Origin of the sequence: Xanthobacter autotrophicus ATCC 700552 (assembly GCF_043194565.1) — a bacterium.
Classification (GTDB): Bacteria; Pseudomonadota; Alphaproteobacteria; order Rhizobiales; family Xanthobacteraceae; genus Xanthobacter; species Xanthobacter autotrophicus_F.
On sequence record NZ_JBAFVS010000017.1, the window covers coordinates 1 to 21,963 of the forward strand.

The 21,963-nt window shown below is 64.9% G+C and carries 11 protein-coding genes and 1 tRNA gene; 5 read left to right on the top strand and 7 right to left on the bottom strand.

What is annotated here, in order from left to right; translation table 11 throughout:
• On the bottom strand, nt 1–2,088 hold a 2,088-nt coding region (locus V5F48_RS17025; protein ID WP_394259663.1), incomplete at its 3' end, for an nSTAND3 domain-containing NTPase.
• Between the two features lie 364 nt (nt 2,089–2,452).
• Nucleotides 2,453–7,690, bottom strand: a complete 5,238-nt coding sequence (locus tag V5F48_RS17030; RefSeq protein WP_394259664.1) for an ATP-binding protein — start codon at nt 7,688–7,690, stop codon at nt 2,453–2,455.
• A gap of 407 nt (nt 7,691–8,097) precedes the next feature.
• Between V5F48_RS17030 and V5F48_RS17035 the strand changes: the two genes are divergently transcribed.
• The 3 genes from V5F48_RS17035 to V5F48_RS17045 are packed head-to-tail and all read left to right on the top strand — an operon-like array spanning nt 8,098 to nt 10,819.
• Nucleotides 8,098–8,484 carry a DUF3489 domain-containing protein gene (locus V5F48_RS17035; RefSeq protein WP_394259665.1) on the top strand — a complete coding sequence of 129 codons (387 nt, stop codon included), beginning with the start codon at nt 8,098–8,100 and terminating at the stop codon, nt 8,482–8,484.
• A gap of 3 nt (nt 8,485–8,487) precedes the next feature.
• Nucleotides 8,488–9,057 carry a DUF2924 domain-containing protein gene (locus V5F48_RS17040; protein ID WP_394259666.1) on the top strand — a complete coding sequence of 190 codons (570 nt, stop codon included), beginning with the start codon at nt 8,488–8,490 and terminating at the stop codon, nt 9,055–9,057.
• On the top strand, nt 9,050–10,819 hold the full coding sequence (locus V5F48_RS17045) for a recombinase family protein (RefSeq protein ID WP_394259667.1): 1,770 nt from the start codon (nt 9,050–9,052) through the stop codon (nt 10,817–10,819). The genes V5F48_RS17040 and V5F48_RS17045 overlap by 8 nt, the downstream gene beginning before the upstream one ends.
• Before the next feature lie 282 nt (nt 10,820–11,101).
• Here the strand turns inward: V5F48_RS17045 and V5F48_RS17050 are convergent.
• Together V5F48_RS17050 and V5F48_RS17055 are read right to left on the bottom strand one after the other, a co-directional pair.
• Nucleotides 11,102–11,191: transfer RNA gene (locus V5F48_RS17050), tRNA-Ser, on the bottom strand.
• A gap of 236 nt (nt 11,192–11,427) precedes the next feature.
• Entirely contained in the window at nt 11,428–13,902 is a 2,475-nt protein-coding gene (locus tag V5F48_RS17055) for a transketolase family protein (RefSeq protein ID WP_394259668.1), read from the bottom strand.
• Between the two features lie 185 nt (nt 13,903–14,087).
• On the opposite strand from V5F48_RS17055, the gene V5F48_RS17060 reads away from it, so the two are divergent.
• Entirely contained in the window at nt 14,088–14,549 is a 462-nt protein-coding gene (locus V5F48_RS17060; protein WP_394111268.1) for an Lrp/AsnC family transcriptional regulator, read from the top strand.
• A 167-nt stretch (nt 14,550–14,716) separates the two neighbouring features.
• Here the strand turns inward: V5F48_RS17060 and V5F48_RS17065 are convergent, their stop codons facing one another.
• The 3 genes from V5F48_RS17065 to V5F48_RS17075 are packed head-to-tail and all read right to left on the bottom strand — an operon-like array spanning nt 14,717 to nt 20,716.
• Nucleotides 14,717–16,291: an efflux transporter outer membrane subunit gene (locus V5F48_RS17065; RefSeq protein WP_394259669.1), complete on the bottom strand. Its 1,575-nt coding sequence runs from the start codon at nt 16,289–16,291 to the stop codon at nt 14,717–14,719.
• 39 nt (nt 16,292–16,330) lie between these two features.
• On the bottom strand, nt 16,331–19,489 hold the full coding sequence (locus V5F48_RS17070) for an efflux RND transporter permease subunit (protein WP_394259670.1): 3,159 nt from the start codon (nt 19,487–19,489) through the stop codon (nt 16,331–16,333).
• 6 nt (nt 19,490–19,495) lie between these two features.
• The gene (locus V5F48_RS17075; RefSeq protein WP_394259743.1) at nt 19,496–20,716 is read right to left on the bottom strand and encodes an efflux RND transporter periplasmic adaptor subunit; all 1,221 of its coding nucleotides are present in this window, start codon (nt 20,714–20,716) and stop codon (nt 19,496–19,498) included.
• A 238-nt stretch (nt 20,717–20,954) separates the two neighbouring features.
• Here V5F48_RS17075 and V5F48_RS17080 point away from each other — a divergent pair, with 238 nt between their 5' ends.
• Nucleotides 20,955–21,656, top strand: coding sequence for a TetR/AcrR family transcriptional regulator (locus V5F48_RS17080; RefSeq protein WP_394259671.1), 702 nt, complete (start codon nt 20,955–20,957; stop codon nt 21,654–21,656).
• The last annotated feature ends 307 nt before the right edge of the window (nt 21,657–21,963 follow it).

Genomic DNA, 21,963 nt, shown 5'->3' on the forward strand with positions numbered 1-21,963 from the left:
CAGATAGTCCATGTGATCGTTCAGTGTGGATTCTGAATCCAAATCCGCAACACGATCAGATATTTCTTCGATCTCTCGGACGATAGCCCGGTCCATAGCCGCTATGATGTCCGGAGAGACGTTTGGTCGGTGCTCCTCAATCGCATCGGAGATTTTCTGAAGATCGTCCGTTCCCATGTAACAGTTGAGTATGTCAATGACGCCGGCTTCTAAATGTCCGACCATTACCTCGACAAAAGGAAAACGTTCGAAATAGTCGGGATCGGGCAGCTCATAGAGGAGTTCGATTATCTCCGCCCCATCCCGCCAGGCGCTAAATCCGCCCGGAGGGTTTGCTGCCAGTTCAACCGCGAGAACCGCGAACCGAACTTCGTCGCTGGCTGACCACCAGGCCAGGAGCAGCTTGAGCCGATCGATAACCCCTATATCCGATAGGATGAGTGAGTTGGGCTTGTCCGGATCCGGGGCCCACATCCTGATGGCTGGAAAAGTTTCAGCCACGGACTGAAATGCAAGCGCTAGATCTCGCCGGGCGGGAGTATTGAACCAGTCTTTGCTCCCGAACTTCCAGATCGCTTTTGCGTAGTTGGCTTTATGCGCGGCACGGGCGAATACTGCCAGTAAGGTGTAGTCATTCAGATACTCCGTCATATAGTCGCGAACGGACGGATTGATGTAGCTGATCGACCTGCCGCTGATAGAAATAAAGCCGCCTTCCAGCGTTCGTATCGCTTCCTCAAAGTCTTTTGGGTCATGTGCAACGCCGTAGCGTGCGCATAGCGCCGTGTGGAGTGGATCATAGGCTTGCCGGAGCGTATCGCGCTCAACGCCGTACTCGGAGCAGAAGAACATCGCGAAAAGAAGGTGGCGACACTTCTCATCGATATGGGTTCGAAACGCATTGTCCCACAACCGCGAGGGATTCTTGAGCGTGGTCAGGAAGGCGTTCGCATAGTCTTCCGGCTCGACATCCTGGATATGAATGGCGTCGGTCATCCATTCGATGATGCGCGGGTTGTAGTTCCTGTGGTCGACGATCTCGGGAATTTTCCCGCTGTGAATGAGTGTCTGCACATGCGCGACTGGCGTCCCCGCCACTACGAGATGGTTGTAGAGGATGCGCGCCCGGACACGCCGCGCATAGACGCCTACGTCCAGGACGTATTTGGTGACGTCGAGGCGGTGGTCGGCGAGGTTCTCAGACAGCCGCCTTGCGTCTTCGAAAATGTAGGCTCGTGTTGTCAGAATGAAGCGGGCGTTAGGCGACTTGCGCACCCGTTTCATGAAGCGCGTGAGGTCGGAGTCCTTCGAGGCGAGCGCCTGCTTGTCGAGAGCGATCTTTCCCAGAAAGTCGTCGAAGAGAAAAACCTGTTTCTTGGCGTCGATAATAGCCGCAAAGCCGTCTTCAAGGCTACGGATGGGTACAAGGTCCCAATCCTGTCCGAGATAGGCATAGGCGATCATTTCACCGAGCGTGGTTTTGCCCACCCCGGGCGGTCCGGAGATGATGAGGAGATGGTGCTTTTCTAGTCTCTCGGATGCCTCAGCAAAGCTGGGGTTTGGGACATAGACCTTCACCTTCGCCTCGATCTCTTCCTTCGTGATGGCGGCGTAGGCGTGTGATGCGGATCGTACGACCCGGTCGAGTATGGCGGCGCTGGACAGCCAGAGCTTGATATGGGCGTTCTCGATGGTCGGATGTTTGCGAAGCAGGGACGCTAGATCGTCCGGACCGAGTATGTCACTTTCCGACAGAAGAGCCGGACCGATTTCGCTGGCGAGCGACGCCTTGTTCGCAGGGGTCAGCGACCGTGAGGTCGCCAGCACATAGCGCGAAGGCGAAAGTTTATCAATCGATGCGCGCTCCTTTCGCATCGCGGCCTTAAGCGCGGCGAAGCTCGAGCCTTCCATGTGCTTGGCCTGGAGAATGGTCGGCGCTTTGGCTGCACCCGGCGCATGCCGTCCATCGATCCCACCGTCCGGCCCGGCGCAGAATGCCTCGAATCGGATGCCGAGTTCTTCACCGATCAGATCGCGGACGAGATCTTCGAAGTCGGCCCCGTTGAGGGGTGAGAAATTTCTGCTCAAGCCTATTCGCCTTCGCCTCGGGTGAGGAATGTAGCTTGATGTTTAGCTCGCAAGCGCGCGTGGAGCGAGGTCGCTTAGCCAGCCGCGCGAACTGTTTTTCCGGGATCCGTCGCGCATAGCGTAGCCGCGATCACTGCGCCTCAGCCTTGCCACTAGCCCGGTCGTTCGGCTTTGCCTACTACGCCATGCTGGACAAACCAGCCATGGCAGCGTGACTCAAACGAAATGGCCTCCGACAAACCCGGCGCGGTTCAGCTTGTTGAGGTGCGCCAATTGCGGACTCTGGTGTCCGATTTTGGCGTATGGGTAGCGATAGTTTCGCCGCGGCAAGAGGTTCTCCTACCAAGCCTCTCAAAAGGGCGTTCTAGGTGCGAAAATGGAGTCGAACACCGGCGCTTTTTTGCTCGGTGTAGAACTTCAGACCCTCATCGCTTCGAGGATTGGGCAGGACGGTCAAGGTCGCTCGTTCCGGCCTCAAGGCATCGGTTACACGCAGTATCCGATAGTGGGACCGGTTTTCGGCTCGGCACACCTCGGCTTTAGCGATCTCGGTCGAACCCAGCTCGATCATGCCGAGGTCGCCCGGATCAGCGATGTATGTCGACTTGACTTCGAAGAACCAAGTCGATCTTCCGCTTTGAATCTCGAAATCGTAGCCCAGCCGATCTTCGCCGGTTTCGCCACAGGCGTGGAAGCGATACTCCGACTTCCAGCACGCGTAGTCGACGACCCGGTTTCGCCCGAATTTCGCTTGCAGCCAAGCGAACGCGATGGCCTCACCGAAGTAGCCAATGACCTTCTTTTCATCGTCGGTCATGCGGCTGGTAGAGTTTCCATACCCACCGGATCCGCCACCACCGCCGCCTCCGGGAGGCCTCGGTACGGGCGCGATCCCGCGCGCGGTCTTCGTGCTCGATGCCAACAAGTCGGCATTGCTCTGGGCGAGGTCGCTAATTTGCTGTGTCACCGCCGCGAGGCTCGTTTGCCCGACGACAAAGTCGCCACCGGAGTACTGCAGGATCCGAGGAGGGTTCAGGACCAGTTCGCGGGCCTTGCGCTCGGCCGCCTTCAAAACCTCGATGTCGTTCCCTGTCAGGCCGTGGTCGGACAGGGTCAAAGATAGGGGCAACCCCGCCGGCCAGTGGGCAGATCGCGCCAGCCAGCCCAACATGGCAGCCTCATCCAGAAGGTCGAAATCTATCCATCCTCCGACATTCGCCAAGCCCGCAAGTCGACCTTCCAAACCGTCGGGGTCGCGCCAGAAGCGCACGGCTTCGACATCCGCTCCCAGCCTCTTGATCAGGATAAGGCGGGCCATGGGCGCCGCCGCCTTCAGCAACTTCAGGTTTTGATCGCGCACCGTGTCGAGCGATTGGCTGTTCGGAGGCAGTACGTCCAGCTCGTTGACGCCCAGGCGGCGAAACCAGTCCGTCATCCAAGAAGCCCACTCCGCAGGCGTACTGCGAAGCAGGCTCGATCCGGCACCCGGGGGAACCGTGGGCGGAGGCAAATTCCTTGCCGCTATATATCCAGACAGATCTCCGGTCTCGAATTGAGGTCTGAAAGCCGCTCTCAAGCTCTCGCGTACCCGACGCTGCTGGCGCACTAGATGGGCGGCGAAGCCCTCCTTGTGATGAGATGTTCTATCGATTGCCTGATACGGCGGGCCTAGTTTAATCAGCACGCCGTTCAGCGCGGCCAGATCCACGTCGAGCTCGAGCGCGGCGGCTTCCACCGACCCAGTCCGGCAGGCCTCGATCAGTCGCTCGCCAGAGAGAGGCTTGTCTTCCAACTCGTCCAGTGCGGCGGCCATCTCCGCCTCGGTACTCCACTGCTGATCGGCCAACGCTTCGAGCGTTGAGCCTTCCGACCACATGCCGATGAAAGGCTTTGCGACGTGGACCAGCGCCGCGATGACGGACCGCGTGTCCTGCATGGACGCGAGGACATCGTCTTGCGACAGACCCAGGGCATCAGCCAAGCCCTGACTGGTAAGTCCGAGTCCCGTTTGCGCCATTCGAGAAGCGGCCGCGAAGAAGGCATCGCTTGCAAGTGCCCTCGACGCTATCGCCTCTCCCAGACTGGAAGCCAGAACCATCAACTCCCGGTCGGTTCCCTTGGCTGACCGCGGCGCAAGCAGCGTGTCGCCCTGCTCGGACGACACCAGCACTGCTGAATGCTGGAACGCCGGCACTTCGAGCTGGTGACTGCCGAACTGGAGCTTGAGCTCGTCTACCCAGCGGATACGCAGCGCTGACAGTTTGCCCACGATCCGGTCGGGACTTGCAGTGATGAACCTGCATTTGTAACGGACGGTCAGCAAGGCGAAGCTGCGTAAGTCGCCCGAAATCTCTGTTTCAATCAGCGGATCGGAATTGTCGTAGACGAACGGCTCCTCGGGCGTCCTGTAAACCAACTCCATCTCGGACATGCGCCGCAGGCGACCGGGGAGCTGTGCGCTCAGGTAACTGGCAACTTCCCGCGCTTTCGCCAATGGCGGCTCGAATATGATGACGCCTGGGGCGGCGCGGGAAAGGGCAGCCACCATGGTGCGATCGTCCGCGTCGGCGATGTAGATCGTCCGGGTCTCCGTACGAGGATCAAAAGCGATCACATCCCCGTCGGCCTTGGCAAGCAGGCGCAGTCCTGCCGGCAGAGGCCGTTCCAGACTAGCCCGAGCCCAGGCGTCCTGTGTAAGGGACCAGAGCCTGTCGCCCGGCTGCGACGAAGACGTTAGCCATAGACCTGCCTGTGTGATCAGCGGCCACGCGGAGCCCGGCTGTCCGAAGACGGACAAACCCAGATCGATCAGTGCCTCACGGGCTCGGTCAGAGCGTTCAATCGCAGCTTTGGCTCGGTGGCTGACCAATGGAGCCTGCACAGGAGGCGTCTCGCTTGCCGCCGGTAGCCAGGAGCGCCCCAGCAGCTCCCTGTTTCCCCCGATAACGGGTACCCATTGCTCGGAAACGAGAAACGCTGCGGCCGGCGAGGGCCATTGGCGCGCATTCGGGGCATGTGAATGATTGGGCCTGAAGACCGTCATGGCCACGATGCCCGGAGACTCTTCGAGCATGCGGACGATCTGCACCGCGTAAGCGTCCGCCGCTACCTTGGCTATCTCGGCATAATCGGCCTGTCCTGGAAACCTTGAGGCATCTCTGACAGAGAAGTCTGTGTTTGGATTTGTCAGCGTGCCCTGCTGATTGAGCTGGGTGATCCAGGCCTTCTTCTGCTCAACCGAAATAGCGACGTTGCGCCCTGACAATGTCTGGACCAGCCAATTACCGGTCTGTCGAACGGGTTGGCCGGTCAGTGCAGGAAGCGGCCGGAGATGGTCGCGAACACCCGCCAGCGTCAGGAACTTGATCCACGCGTCGCGGCGGCCGGAAGGAACGTGCCAATCTGGATATGGCTTCAGCCGAAACTCCCCGAGAGCCTGCAGCTCCCTGGACACGGGGCCAGCCCTTTCGAACAGCTCGTCGAGCTCGTCGGAGTGTGTTCCAGGCCAACCGCCGAAGAAGGTGTCTGACGCCCGCTGCCAACCGCTATGGGTCGGCAAGCGAAGATTAATCTCCGTGGCATCAGCAAGCGCACCGCCGTCTGCGGTGCAGATAGCCAGGATGGCGTTAAGCGCCTCCCATCGAGCCTGCTCTGGATCCTTCGCCTGCCCGGGGTCCGCTATTACGCTCGCGATGACCCGAAGGACCTCACGGCGGTCATACTCGCGAACGAGATTAGAGCTGGTGAGAAACTTGCGTCCCGGATTTGCACCGTCCCCGACGCAAGCCAGTTCCCCATGCAGGTACGTCATCCTGCGCTGCACCGCGAGCGGCAGGTCGAGTGGTGCAGAGTTGGCGCGCAACGCTGGGAGGAACACGGTCGACAGCCGGCGGCGCGTCCGTGAGGTCACTGTCGCAGCAGCCCCTTCTGCCGCGACCAGCTCCATGCGCTCGGTGAGGAGGATGGGACGACCCTGCAAGCGGGCACCATTACCAGGAAGGAGTTCAGGGAGAGCCGCATAGAAACGATCCCATTCGGCTATGGGGCTTTTTCTCCCGAACAGCTCCTGCGCGACGGCCACGATGACGTCCGCCTTCTGATCGGCGGTGACCGCCAGACTGGTGGCATTGCCGACGAACCTCCTGAGGGCCGCGATCCTCGTCAGACCCAGTCTGGTGTCAATTAGGGGAAAGGTAGCGACGGCTGCGGCGCGCTTCGCTGTGAAGAAGCCCGTGTGCTCCCAGTTGCGCACGGATTTCAGGTCCGACCACATCGGAGTTCCACGACGGGATTCGGCAGGGATCAATGCGACTTCGCCGTCCAACAAGGACTGCCGTATCGCCGCCGCCTCCGGCCCGGTCCACATGAGCAGGTCAGCCACAACGTGCCTGGCCTGTTCGTCCGGCAACACCGCTTTGGCTAGTGCCGCGGCGTCGAAGGCCAACCCCCGGCACTGCGCCAAAAGGTACGGATTCAGCGATCCGCCTTCCTCCACGTGCTTTCGCTCGATGGTCGCGAAGAACGGCGCGTCTAGATGCCCCGAAAGTGGAGCCTCGACGTCCCTGCCCATAGGAAGGAACGTATAGAGCCGGCCCTTCAGCGGCTCACCGGCGGCCGTCACGGCGAGCGACACGACCGCGTCACCCCGCCAGTCAGCCCAGCTCTCGGGCAGAGTCTCCGATGCAACGTCTTCGTCTATGACGGTCCGCACATCCGCCTCGCTCAGTGTCCGGCGTGCGACAACGTAGCTGCGAGACCCGCAGGTTACGCGTTGAAGCAGTATCCTGTCCTGGTGGGCGAGCGTCTCGACATGCCGGCCAAGGATATGGGTCTGGCCGTCGACCTCGATCTTCAGCTCGGCGATCCGGTCGAGAAACAGCTGTACGTCCGGCTCGCCAGCGACCAACTCGCCGAGCTGAGCTTCAACTGCAAGACGCGCATCCGCATTCTTGAGCGGTAACCTCATCACCGTGGAGTAGCCCTCGAGGCCTAAAGCCTGGACGATTTCCGACGGCTCATCGAGAGGCGTCGCCAGATAGAGCTGCGGCATGCTGGCGGCAATATGCTGGGTACGCGCGCCGAGACCCTCGAGTTCAAGAAATGCGCCCAATTTCGCGGCATCCGCGAAGGCGAAGCAAAACCCGTCAAAGTCGGCAGAAGCGGTTGGGCGAGTCCGTGAATAGACCTCTGGATGCGAGCAGATCTGAAAGACGCTTAGGAAGCCCACGCCCTTGTTGCCGATTGCCTCGTTCACCGCTTTCGTCGTGCGGGTCGGGCTACAAAGAGCGGTGAAGTTGTCCTGGGAGAATCCACGACCATCGTTGGCCGCATACAGCGTTCCAAAGTCGCCCTCCTCAGCCAGATAGAACCTTATTCTGCCACCCAGCTCTCCGATGTCGTGAGCGTCATGTGCATTCTGCAGCAGCTCAAGAACCGACCGGTTTCGGTAGGAGACCGATACTGTGGTGCACAAGCGGCGAAGGTCGGAGTAGACGTGAACGTCCTTCGGTGACGCCAGAAAGTGGTTGATCCGTTCGAACGTGGCGGTCCGAATTGCATCGGATGCTTTCATCGCCACAAAAGCATCCAGAAGGTCGTCCATCTGCCCGCGCCCAAGCTTCGTTGCCCCAGGGTGAAATAGCCAATATCCGTCTGGAAGTCATCGGGGCGACGGAATACACAACCGTTCTCTTGGGGCCCCGCATTGGGTCAGATGCTATCGGGACGATTCGCGTTAGATTTGGGTTCCGGTGCGGTGCTCAAAAGCGGACCTTCCCGACGGTAGCGATGGGTCAAACCTTCCCGTTGGCGGTCATCGTCGCCCTGCCGCCCGAAGCGGAGACAACCCGCTTTTCCTTCGGTTTCGAGTGGACTTCCCTGCGCAAGGAAGCAGTAGTGTGTTGCGGCGGCGGAGAGCCCGGTCGCGGATGAGCCCTGGAACCTGAGAGGTCCGGGGCTCGGGGTGGTGCAAGCGGACGCATGCCGCGTCTCGCCCACCGAGGACCCAACATGACCCGCCGTACCCGCTCCACTCCCGCCCAGCCCAGGATCGAGCCGAAGGCCGTTGTCGCCGTCGCCCGCAAGCCCCAAGTGAAGGCCGAGGTGAAGGCCGAAATGAAGGCCAAGGCCGCTGCTCCGTCGCGGACCGTGCCGGAGCCCGCACCACTTCCGTCGCCGACCACGCCCAAGGCGCCCTCCGGCAAGCTGGGCACCCTGCTCGGCCAGATCGGCAACCCTGCCGGCGCCGGCATCGACGAACTCGCCGATGCGACCGGCTGGCAGGCGCACACCATCCGCGCCGCCTTCAGTCGCCTCCGCCAGCGCGGCTTCCCGATCGCCCTCGTCACTGGCACTGATGGCCGCAAGGCCTACCGGCTCGAAGCGAAGGAGGGCTGATCCATGACCCTCCTTGATGACGGCCTCTCCATGGATTCGACCGGGGGCGCCTCGGCGCCTCCGGCTCACGTCGACCTTCGCGCGGAGCTGCCTTCCCGCCTCGCAACCCTCGGCACCCTGGACCGTGACGCCCTTGCCGGAGAGTGGCGACGCCAGTTCCGCGCGGCCCCGCCGGACCGCGTCCGGCGCGATCTGCTGGAGTTGGGCATCGCCTGGAAGCTTCAGGAGAAAGCCCTCGGCGGGCTGAAGAAGGCCATCTCCACCGAGCTGCGGGATCTGGCCCAGGCGCTTGCCGCCACCGGCGACATCCGCCGGGCCAAGGCGCCCCGCCTGAAGCCGGGCGCCCGGCTGGTGCGGGAATGGGGCGGCGTCACCCACGAGGTCACCGTCACCGAGGCGGGCTTTCTTTGGAACGGCAAGAGCTGGACATCGCTCTCCGCCATTGCTGGGGAGATCACTGGAGTCCACTGGTCCGGGCCGCGCTTCTTCGGGCTTGCCGGTGGCGGCAAGACGGCAGGGCGCAACAAAGCTAAGCCACGCATGGCTGGTGAGCAGGACGCTGGCGATGCGTAGGAATTCGCGAACTGGTGTCCGAGCGCCGACCACCAAGCCCTCCTTGGTCCGCTGCGCCATCTACACCCGCAAATCCTCCGAGGAGGGGCTAGAGCAGAGCTTCAACTCCCTCGACGCCCAGCGCGAGGCCTGCGAGGCCTATGTCGCCAGCCAGAAGGCGGAAGGCTGGATCGTCCTGCCACGGATGTACGATGATGGCGGCTTCTCCGGCGGCACCATGGAGCGTCCGGCCCTGCGGCAGCTCCTCGCTGATGTGGAGGCCAAGCTCATCGACACGGTGGTCGTCTACAAGGTCGACCGCCTCACCCGCGCGCTCGGCGACTTCGCCAAGATCGTCGAGGTGTTCGATGGGGCCGGCGTCTCCTTCGTGTCGGTGACCCAGTCCTTCAACACCACCAGCTCCATGGGTCGGCTCACCCTCAACATGCTGCTGTCCTTCGCCCAGTTCGAACGGGAGGTCACGGGCGAGCGCATCCGCGACAAGATCGCCGCCTCCAAGGCCAAGGGCATGTGGATGGGCGGACGCCCACCGCTCGGCTACGAGGTCCGCGACCGCAAGCTGGAGATCGTCGAGGTTGAGGCGCAGACGGTCCGGCACATCTTCGGGCGCTATGCCGAGCTTTGGTCGGTTCTGGAGTTGGGGGAGGAACTGGCCGCCGCCGGCATCACCGCCAAACGGCATGTGTCGGCCACCGGCAACGTGACCGGAGGCGGTCAGCTGGGCCGGGGTGCCCTCTATCACCTGCTGCAGAACCGGCTCTACCGCGGCGAGATCAGCCACAAGGAGATGATCTATCCCGGCCAGCACGAAGCGATCGTCGATGAGGTGCTGTGGGAGAAGGTGCAGGCCGTGCTTACCGAGAACCGGGTGGAACGGGCTGTTCGCTCCGATGCCGCCGCCCCCAGCCTCCTGGCCGGGCTGGTCCGCGATGAGGATGGGATCGCCCTCACCCCGAGCCACGCCAACAAGAAGGGGCGGCGCTACCGCTACTATGTCAGCCACGACCTGATCGCTGGACGGAAGGGTGTGGGCGATGATGGTGACAATAGGCCGAAGCGTCGCCGCAGCGCAGCGCGGCGCATCCCGGCGACAGACCTGGAAGCCATCGTCGAAGGACGCATCACTGCACTCTTCACCGATGCATCAGCCATCGACACGATCGTCGCGCCGCGCGCTCGGGATGTGGAGGAGCGCCGCGGGCTCGTTGCCCGGACCGGCGACCTTGCGCATCGCTGGCCCGGCCTTTCTCCGACGGAGAAGATCGCCAATCTGCAGCGGCTGGTGCAGGAGATCGTCGTGACTTCTGACGCGGTGGCCATCACCCTTCGCAGCGAAGCCATCCTTGCCATGCTCCGTGGCGAAGCCGATTCCCAGCGGGACGACGATGGTGAGACCCTCACCCTCGCCGTGCCGGCGACGCTGAAGCGGGTGGGGATGGAGATGCGCCATCTCATCGATGCCCCGCAGGCCCAGCAGAACCGCAAGCCCGACCACAGCCTGCTGCGGCTCATCGCCCGCGCCCAGAAATTCCGGGATCTGATCCTCCAGGGCGATGGCGCCTCCATCACCGACCTCGCCGCAGCAAGCTCCGTCACGCCATCCTATTTCACCCGCGTCGTCCGCCTGGGGTTCCTCGCGCCGGAGGTCATCGCGGCGATCCTTGACGGGCGCCAGCCCATCGAACTCTCGGCCCTGAAATTGTCGCTGGCCAGCCTGCCGAAGGACTGGTCGGAGCAGCACCGCGAACTCGGCTTCAGGTGATTCCATCGACTATCCGCAACCCGAGCAACTCGCGCCCCGCCATCCGGCGGGGCTTTTCGTTCCGGGGCCGGGAGTCCGCGACGCGTGATGGAGAGCATCGCAAAGCAAACCGTACCACCAAAGGGGCCTCGGGAGATATCGGCGGGTGATGCGGGCCGGTTCCGGTACCGATCCGGTCTCTCCATGCAGCTGCAGGACGAGCCTCGACACATGCCTTTGAACCGCCCGCGCTATTCGCGGCAGACGGAAAAAGTCCAAAAACATTGCAAAATCAATTAGTTCTGGCGGAGAGGGGGGGATTCGAACCCCCGATACGGTTGCCCGTATGCCGCATTTCGAGTGCGGTGCATTCGACCACTCTGCCACCTCTCCGCGAGGGCACGGCGCATCGGGGCGCCGGGCGTGTGGTTCTGCGCTTCTAGCGGACCCGAAGCGCGACGACAAGCCGTCCGATGCGTCGCAGGCCATATCCCCACAAGGAGGTCCAGGGCCGGATCGGCGCACAGCCACCGCGGCCCTTCAGCATGGGGGGGGCACGGGGGGGGGGGGGCGCGGGGCGGTGGCACGCAGGGGTGCCACATCATCGCCGGGGAACTGTTCTTCAGGGCTTACACCGCCTTGAGATGCCGAAGCGGCCGGCCGGGCGAAATGGCCTGGGCGGCGGCGACGATGGCGGCGGTGTCGAGGCCATATTGCGCGTAGAGGTCGCAGAGCGTCCCGGTCTGGCCGAAATGTTCCACGCCCAGAGCCCGCACCCGATGGCCCGCCACCGCCCCCAGCCAGCCCAGCGTCGCCGGATGGCCGTCGATGACGCTCACGATGCCGCAATGGCGGGGCAGCGGCTCCAGCAGCCGCTCCACATGGCTGGTGGCGCCCGCAAAGCCGCGCTCGCGGGCGCGGGCGGCCGCCGTCCAGCCGGCGTTCAGGCGGTCGGCGGAGGTGACGGCGAGCAGGCCCACGTCGCGCCGGTCCTCGGCGATGAGGGCCACCGCCGCTATGGCTTCAGGGGTCACGGCGCCCTGCACCGCCACCACCACCTCGCAATTGGGGCCGGGCTCCCGCAGCCAGTAGGCGCCGTCCACCATGCCACGCTTCTGTGCCTCGGTCAGCAGACGCTTCGGCTGCTCCAGCGGACGGGTGGAGAGGCGGAAATAGATCGAACCGCCGGTCTCGTCGCGCAGCCAGTTGCGCTCGTCGCCCGTCCCCTCCCCGTCGCGCTGCACATAGTCGAAGGCAAATTCCATCAGCACCGCCAGTTCGTCCACGAAGGCCGGCTCGAAGGCGGCGAGACCGTCCTGTGCCATGCCGATCAGCGGCGTCGAGATGGACTGGTGCGCCCCGCCCTCGGCTGCCAGCGTGATGCCGGAGGGCGTCGCCACCAGGATGAAGCGGGCGTCCTGATAGCAGGCATAGTTCAGCGCATCGAGGCCGCGGCAGATGAAAGGATCATACAGCGTGCCCACCGGCACCAGCCGCGCGCCGAACAGGGAATGGGACAGGCCGAAGGCCGAGAGGGTGAGAAACAGGTTCATCTCGGCGATACCCAGCTCCACGTGCTGGCCCTTGGGCGAGAACTCCCAGGCGAAGGTGGAGGGGATGCGCTCGCGCTTGAACACGTCCGCCAGCGCCGCGTGGGCGAACAGGCCGCGCCGGTTCACCCATGGCCCGAGATTGGTGGAGACGGTCACATCCGGCGAGGTGGTGACGATGCGATCGGAGAGCGCGCTCTCGCCCTTGGCCAGATCCTGCAGCATGAGGCCGAAGCCGGCCTGGGTGGAGATCACCGGGTTGGGCGGCGGCGCCAGAGCCGGCACGGCGAGGGCCGGGTCGGAGAAGCGGCGCGGGCCGCCCTGCGCGAAGGGCACGCGATCGAGGAAGGCGGACAACTCGGCTGCCGGGCGCTTCAGCCCCTCGAAGGGCTCCCATTCGCGGCCCTCGCCCACCCCCATTGCGGCGCGCAGGGCCTCCATCTGGGTCGGGGTCATAAGGCCGGCCTGGTTGTCCTTATGGCCGGCCAGCGGCAGGCCGTAGCCCTTCACCGTGTAGCACAGGAAGGCCACCGGCCGGTCGTGGTCGATGGCGTCGAAGGCTTTGATGAGGGCGGCGATGTCGTGGCCGCCCAGATTGGTCATGAGGGCGGACAGCTCGGCATCCGAGCGCCGGGCGATGAGGGCGGACACCTCGCCCTGGTCGCCGAGGTCGTCCATCAGCCGCTTGCGCCAGGCCGCCCCCCCATTGGCCGCCCCACCCTGGAAGGTGAGCGCGGCATAGTCGGCATTGGGGCAGGTGTCGATCCAGCCCTTCAGGGCGGCGCCGCCCGGCTCGGCGAAGGCGGCCTGCTGCAGGGTGCCGTATTTGAGCACGACCACCTGCCAGCCCATGGCCTCGAAGATGCCGGTGAAGCGCTCATAAAGGCCCTCGCGCACCACGCCGTCGAGGCTCTGGCGGTTGTAGTCGATGATCCACCAGGTGTTGCGCACCTCGTGCTTCCAGCCTTCCAGCAGCGCCTCGAAGACGTTGCCCTCGTCCAGCTCGGCATCGCCCACCAGGGCGATCATGCGCCCCTTGGGACGGTCGCCGGCAAGGCCGTGGGCGTGCACATAATCCTGCGCGAGGCTGGCAAACAGGGTCTGCGCCACGCCGAGGCCCACGGAGCCGGTGGAGAAGTCCACGTCGTCCGCGTCCTTGGTGCGGGAGGGGTAGGACTGGGCCCCCTTGAAGCCGCGGAAATTCTCCAGCCGCGCGCGGGTCTGGCGGCCCAACAGATATTGGATGGCGTGGAAGTTGGGGCTGGCGTGGGGCTTCACCGCCACCCGGTCCTCCGGGCGCAGCACATGGAAATAGAGCGCGCTCATGATGGCGGCGAGGGAGGCCGAGGAGGCCTGGTGGCCGCCCACCTTCAGCCCATCCGGGCTCGGGCGCAGATGATTGGCGTTGTGGATCATCCAGCTTGCCAGCCACAGCACCTTGCGTTCCAGCTCCGCGAGGATGGCGAGGTCGTCTGCGCTCGGCGGCGCCGGGCGCGGACGCAAGGGGGCGGAGCGGACGGTTGGGGAAGTCTGGCGAGACGTGGGGCGGTCCATGGCAAGTTCCTTGGGGCGGTCCTTGGGGGCGGTCCTCGAAGGGCGCGCTTCGAGCCCCGCTATTGGGCCAGCGCGCCGGCGACGCAGTCTAGCGCGCATGGGCCGGCAGCTTCGCTCAAATCTGCCTTAACAGACGAAGGATTGAGGCATAATCTGCCAATATAGGCTACTTCTGGAGCGGAAACATGCGCCTCGACGCCATCGACCGGAAGATCCTCGCCGCCCTCCAGGGCGACGGGCGCATGAGCATCGCCGACCTTGCCGACGCGGTGGGCCTCTCCCCCTCGCCGTGCCTGCGGCGCGTGCGGGCGCTGGAAGAAGAAGGGCTCATCGCGCGCTATGTGGCAGTGCTGGACCAGCGCAAGGCCGGCCTGCCGGTGAGCGTGTTCGTCTCCATCAAGCTGGAGCGGCAGAAGGAGGAGGCGCTGGATGCCTTTTCCGCCGCCATCCGCACCTGGCCGGAGGTGCTGGAATGCTATCTCATGACCGGCCAGCGGGACTACCTCTTGCGGGTGGTGGCCGCGGACCTCGATGCCTATGAGAGGTTCCTGAAGCAGAAGCTGACCCGGCTGGAGGGGATCGCCTCCATCGAAAGCTCATTTTCGCTGGAGCAGGTGAAATATTCCCACGTCCTGCCGCTGCCCTGAAGCCGCGCGGAGGTTGGCAACACGGTCGGCAGGATCTGGCAGGAGAAAGCCCCATGGGCGTGCGCGTCGGCATCGGCGAATGGACGACCGGCTCGGCCCGGACAGCTGACAGATCCAGCCAGAAATCAATAATATTTATATTTTACTTTACGTACGACTCCGCATCATCAATTCAGCTTCATAAAGTGCTTTGCCCAATCCGCCTTGACGAAGCGCGGACCCATGTCGTCCGTGATTTCGGGCGTGCGGCTGTCCACCGCGCCGTCCCAGCCGCCGCCGAGCGCCTTGTTGAGGTTCACGTATTGGGTGGCGATGGAGACGCGGCTTTCCAGGTAGCTGTCCTCCGCCGTATAGAGCGAGCGCTCGGCGTCGAGCACCTCCAGGAAGCTGGTGGCGCCCGCCTGATAGAGCGAGCGGGATAGGCTCGCCGCCTGCCGGTAGGAACTTGCCGAAGCCGCGAGGCTCCGGCTCTGGATGCGCCCTTGCTGGAGGGCGACCATGGCATTCTCCACGTCCTCCAGAGCGGTCAGCACGGCTGAGCGGTAGGCAAGGAAATACTGGTCCCGCTGGGCCTGGGCATATTCCACCGCCGCCTGCAGCTGGCCCGCGTTGAAGATAGGCACGGTAACGCTCGGACCAAAGCTCCAGGAAATGGAGGACGACTTGCCGAGGTCGCCGAATTTGGTGCCGGATGTATCTATGTTTCCGGCAAGACTCACATCCGGATAAAGCGCCGCCTGGGCCTCGCCGACCTGCGCGGTATACTGGGCGAGCTGCCGCTCGGCCATGCGCACGTCCGGCCGGCTGACGAGAACGTTTGCCGGCACGCCCTTGGGAATGGGCAGGCGCGGCACCGGGATGGGCGCGGACTTGCGCATATACGCGTTCAGGGTCGAAGGCGGCGCGCCCAGAAGGATGGAAAGCCGGTTGACCGCCTGCTGGTAGGAGGACCTGAGCGCCGGGATGTTGGCCTCGGTGCTGGCCGCCTGCCCCTCCGCATTGGCCACATCCACCGCCGAGGCGGAGCCGGCCTGAAGCTTGGTCCGGGTGAGGACTGCCGTCTCCCGCTGCGAGGTCGCCGTGCGTTGCGCCAGATCGATCCGGGCCTGATAGCCACGCGCTTCGGCGTAATAGGTCGCGACATCACCGACGAGGGTCAGGAGCGTGTTGCGCAGGCTCTCCTCGGAGGCATCAAGGCCGTATTTTGCGGCTTCCGCCGCCCGCCGGTTGGCGCCGAACAGGTCAAGCTCCCAGCTGGCGTTGAGCCCGAACTGGTAGGAATCGTAGGGGCCGGACACGGTCACGTCGCCGCTGCTGGACACATTGCTGCCGTCCTGGCCGCGGGTATAGCTCCCCGAGCCGGTGGCGGTGGGAAACAGCCCCCCCACCGCCTGCCGGTAGGTGGCGCGCGCCTGCCGCACGCGCGCCTTCGCCGTCGCCACGTCAAGGTTGCCGGCCACCGCCTCTTCGACGAGGCGGTTCAGCGCCTTGTCGTTCAGGCGCTCCCACCAGCGGCCGAGCTGGGGCGGCTTTGCGGCCGCTGCGTCCTTGCCGTCGGTGGCGACCACGGTGCTCGACGCTCCCCATGTGGCGGGCATCATCAGGACCGGCGCCTCGTAGTCGGGACCGACCGCGCAGCCACCGAGCACAGAGGCGAGGAGAACCGCCCCGAGGAGGGGCAGCGCCGGCGTCCCGCGACGCGGCCGGCATGAGGGTTGAAGAGGAAGCTGGGCACAGGTCATTCTGTCACCGCCGGAGAAGGGTTGCGGGAAGCGGGAGGATCAGGGCGCCGGGGACGATGCCGGACCCACCGAGGGGGCATCGGCTCCGGCGCCTGCCGCGGCAGTTCGCGCAAAGAGCCGCCGCACCAGGACGAACAGCAGCGGGACGAAGAAGATGCCGATCACGGTGGCGGCGATCATGCCGCCCATGACGCCGATGCCGATGGCGTTCTGCGCGCCCGAGCCGGCGCCGGTGGCGATGGCCAGCGGCGTGACGCCCAGGATGAAGGCGAGCGAGGTCATCAGGATCGGCCGCAGCCGCTGGCGGGCGGCGTCGAGGGTCGCCTCCACCAGCGGGATGCCGCGGGCCTGCCGCTCGATGGCGAACTCCACGATGAGGATGGCGTTCTTGGCCGAAAGCCCGATGGTGGTGAGCAGGCCGACCTTGAAATAGACGTCGTTGGACTGCCCGAAGAGATGGGCACCGAGCAGCGCGCCGAAGATGCCGATGGGCACGCAGAGCATGACCGAGAAGGGAATGGCCCAGCTCTCGTAGAGCGCGGCGAGACACAGGAACACGACCAGCGCCGAAAGCGCATAGAGCACGCTCGCCTGGCTGGAGGAGAGCCGCTCCTGGCTGGAAATGCCGGTCCAGGAATGGCTGTAGCCGGCCGGCAGCTGCGCGACGATGGCGTCCATGGCATCCATGGCATCGCCGGAGGAAACGCCGGGGGCCGCCTCGCCCTGGATCTCCAGCGCCGCGCTTCCGTTGTAGCGTTCGAGGCGGGGCGAGCCGTAGGTCCAGCGGCTGGAGGTGAAGGCGGAAAAGGGAACCATGCCGCCCTCCCCGTTTCGGACGTACCACTTGCCGAGGTCCTCCGGCTGCATCCGGAAGCCGGCGGCGGACTGGAGGTAGACCGGCTTCACGCGGCCGCGGTCGATGAAGTCGTTCACATAGTCCGAGCCCCAGGCGGTGGAGAGGGTGGTGTTGATGTCGGATTCCGAGATCCCGAGCGCGCCGGCCCGCTCCTGGTCGATGTCGATGACGAACTGCGGCTCGTCGTCCTGGCCGTTGGGACGGGTGGCCATCAGCCGCTTGTCCTGCGCTGCCGCGGCAAGCAGCTGGTTGCGGGCGGCCATGAGCTTGTCGTGGCCCGCACCGTTGATGTCCTGCAGGTAGAAGGTGAAGCCGTTGGAATTGCCCATGCCCTGGATCGCCGGCGGGGCGAGGGCGAAGACCATGGCGTCGCGGAATTTCGAGAAGGCGGCCGTGGCCCGTCCCGCCACCGCCTGGGCCGACAGGTTGGCCGCGGTCCGCTCCGCGAACGGCTTGAGGCTCAGGAAGGCGATGCCCATGTTCTGGCCCTGGCCGGAGAAGCTGAAGCCGGCAATCGTGAACACGCCCTCGACCGCCTCCTTCTCCTTTTCGAGATAGTGGCGGGTCACCGCATCCAGCACCTCCTGGGTGCGGTCGGCGGTGGCGCCCACGGGGAGCTGGACCGAGGTGATGAGCATGCCCTGGTCCTCCTGCGGCAGGAAGGAGGATGGCAGGCGCACATACATCCAGCCGGCCGCAACGATGAGGGCGAGGAAGACCGCCATGAAGCGCGCGGGCCACGCGATGACGCCCCCGGCCCCGCGACGATACGCATCCGCCCCGCGATCGAACATGCGGTTGAACCAGCCGAAGGCGCCGCCTTTTTCCCCGTGACTGCCCTTCGGCGCCTTAAGGATGGTGGCGCACAGGGCCGGCGTGAGGATCAGCGCCACCAGCACGGAGAGCACCATGGCGGCGACGATGGTGACCGAGAACTGGCGGTAGATGACCCCCACTGACCCGCCGAAAAAGGCCATGGGGATGAACACGGCGGAGAGCACGGTGGCGATGCCCACCAGCGCGCCGGAGATTTCGCCCATGGACTTGCGTGTCGCCTCTTTGGGCGGCAGGCCCTCCTCCTGCATCACGCGCTCGACGTTTTCCACCACCACGATGGCGTCGTCCACGAGCAGGCCGATGGCGAGCACCATGGCGAACATGGTGAGGGTGTTCACCGAATAGCCGAAGGCGGCGAGTACGCCGAAGGTGCCGAGCAGCACCACCGGCACGGCGATGGTGGGGATGAGGGTGGCGCGGATGTTCTGCAGGAACACGAACATCACGATGAAGACCAGCGCGATGGCCTCGAACAGGGTGCGCACCACCTCCTCGATGGAGAGCACCACGAACGGCGTCGTATCGTAGGGATAGTGGACCTCGATGCCTTCCGGGAAGGTGGAGGACAGGCGCTCAAGCGTCGCCTTCACCGCTTGCGAGGTGTTGATGGCATTGGCGCCGGTGGCGAGCTTGATGGCGAGGCCCGCCGCCGGTTTGCCGTTGTAGGTGGCGGAGGTGGTGTAGGTCTCCGCGCCGAGCTCGACGGTGGCGACATCATTGATGCGCACCAGTGCGCCGTCCGTGGCGCTCTTCAGGATGATGTTGCGGAATTGCTCCGGCGTCTGCAGGCGGCTGCGCGCGGTGACAGACGCGTTGAGCTGCTGGCCCTTGCGCTGGGGCAGGCCGCCGAGCTGGCCGGCGGAAATCTGGGTGTTCTGCGCCTCGATGGCGGAGGCCACGTCGCCGGGCATGAGCTGGTATTTGTGGAGCTTGTCCGGGTCGAGCCAGATGCGCATGGCATAGGCCGAGCTGAACAGGGTGGTGGAGCCCACGCCCTCCACCCGCTTCAAGGTGTCGTTGAGGGAGGAATCCACATAATCGGCGATGTCGATGGAGGACATGCGCCCGTCCTTCGACACGAAGGCGATGACCATCAGGAAGCTGTCGGAGGCCTTGTCCACCGATAGGCCGTTGGTCTGCACCACGCTCGGCAGCTGCGACTGGACCAGCTGCAGCTTGTTCTGCACCTGCATCTGCGCCACATCCGGGTCGGCGGCGCTGGTGAAGGTGAGGGTGATGGTCACCTCGCCGGTGGAGGTGGAGGTGGAGGTCAAGTAGTCGAGATTGTCGATCCCGGTCATGCCCTGCTCGATGACCTTGGTCACCGAGTTTTCCACCGTCTGGGCATCGGCGCCCGGATAGCTCCCGGTGATGCGTACCGTGGTGGGCGCGATCTGCGGATATTGCGCGATAGGCAGCGTGCGCAGGGCGAGGAGGCCGCCCAGCATGATGAGGATGGCGATCACCCAGGCGAAGACCGGCCGGTCGATGAAGAAACGGGACATGGTGCCTCAATCCGCCTTGGTTGCCGGTGCGCCGGGCGCCGCCGCGTGGGTCGTCGCCCTGTCGGGCCGCGCGCCCTGCTGGCGGCGGTCGCGGACCTCGCCGGTGGTGTCGTCCACCACCACCTCGACGGCGGTCACATCCTGGCCGGTGCGGACGAATTGGCTGCCCTCGACGACGACGCGGTTGCCGTCCGCGATGCCGTCCCCGACGAGCCAGCTGTTACCGACGCTGCGGCCCACGGTGAGCACGCGCTGCTCCACCTTGCCGTCGGCGGTCACCACGAAGGCGACCTGCTCGCCCTTGGTGTTGCGCGTCACACCACGCTGGGGGACCAGGAAGCTGTCGGGCGCCACGCCCTCTTCCACGAGGGCGCGCACATACATGCCCGGCAGCAGCAGCCGATCCGGATTGGGAAACTCCACCCGCACCCCATAGGTGCCGGTGGTGGTGTCCACATGGGAGGACGTAAATTCCAGGGTGCCCGGATGCGGATAAAGGGTGCCGTTCTCCAGCTTGAGGCGCACCTTGACGTTGTCGCCGGAGATCTTGATCCGCCCCTCCTTGATGGCCTGGCGCAGGTTGAGCAGGTTGGTGCTCGACTGGGTCACGTCCACATTGATGGGATCGAGGGTGCGGATGGTGGTGAGCACCGTGTCCTGGCCCGCGGTGACGAGGGCACCCGGCGTGAGCGACGACTTGTCGATGCGGCCGGAGATCGGGGCGGTGATCACAGTGTAGTCGAGGTTGATCTTCGCCGTCGCGACGCTGGCCTTGGCGGAAGCCACATCCGCCTTCGCCTGGGCGAGGGACGCGACGGCGTCGTCATAATCCTGCTTGCTGACCGCGTTCTGCTTGATGAGCGTCTGATAGCGCTCGACCTTGGCCTGCGCGCTCGGCACTGCCGCTTCCGCCTTCTGCAAGCTTGCCACGGCGCTGTCGTAGGACGCCTGGTAGCTCGCCGGGTCGATGGTGTAGAGCGCCTCGCCCGCTTTCACCTCCGATCCTTCCTGGAACAGGCGTGCCTTGATGAGGCCGCCCACCTGCGGACGGACCTCGGCGACCAGGGAGGCGGTGGTGCGCCCCGGCATCTCGGCGGTGATGGCCACCGACTGCGGATGAACGGTCACGACGCCCACCTCCGGACGGCTCCGGCCCGCCCCCGGCGCGCCGGCTCCCTGGTCCTGCTGCTGGCCGCACCCCAGAAGAACGCCCCCCGCGAGGAGCAGGAGGACAACGACGCCGGGGCTTCCCGGCCGGGCGGCGGACGGCCCGGCCGGGGGAAGCTGAGGGGCCGGGGGGTGCACATGGGAGATGGGCAACACGGACACCTCGTATTTAGGAAACCTACTGGTTCCTTAATTAGAGACACCACCCTTGTCAACGCTTGACAGCCCCCCCGGCCGGATGCGCAAGTCATCGATAGGCAACCGGGACCAGTCCCGACAGACAGGGTGTTCGCCGACGATGCAGACGCAATCCGCCACGCCCCAGGCGGTGAGAGGGCGCGGCCGGCCGAAGGTCCATCAGGACGCGGAGCTTGCAACGCGCATTGTCCAGGCCGCCTACGCCATCCTGGGCGCGCAGGGCTATGCCGGCATGAACATGGGCGAGGTGGCGGTCCGCTGCGGCATCTCCAAGAAAACCGTCTACCAGCTGTTTCCCAGCAAGCTGGCGCTGTTTCGTGCGATCACTGACGTGCATCGGGATGCGATGATCGATCTTCGGCAGGATCTCGACGACATTCCCGTCGCGGACGCCCTGATGAAGATCTTCCGCATGGACATCGACGAGAAGAGCGACGCGGCCCGCCGCTCGTTCATGCGCGTGGTGATGATCGAGTCGCTCCAGGTGCCCGAACTGAAGCAAATCGTCGACGAGCATGGCCGCGACCGCACGTTTTTTCACCTCGCAGAGTGGCTGGATCGCCAGAGGACACGCGGGCGGATCGTGGTCGCCGACGTGCAGGGTCTCACGAAGATGATCATCGACATCGCCTTCGGCGCGATCCTGCATCCTGCGCCGGAGGCCTGGCAGATGAATGACCGCGCTCTGTATCTCAGGCAATGTTTCGGCGTGCTCGCCGCCGGCATCACGCCACCCGGTGCTTCGCACGCCGCGGCGGCGACCCGTAGCCGCAAGCGCCCACCGCTGCCGCCGGCATCATGAGCCAAACGTCGTGCGCACAGGCGAGCGCCGGCAGCCGGTGCCGTGCTCCCGGCCTTATACCAACGGCCCCCGATCTTTGCCCGCTGCCGAGAGGGCTGCGCTCAACGCGCCGAGCCGACGCCCCGTGCCCCGGAAAAAGCCGCCCGCGCGGCGCTGTTACGGCACGGAGCCGACTAACGGACAATGGGATCTGATCGCACCGCTGATCCCCGAAGCGCAGGCGGCAGGAGAGCGCAGGAGGCGGGAGACGGCGCCATGGGTGAAAACCAATAGGGCACGATGAATGTGCGTGCGATCTTGGACCAGT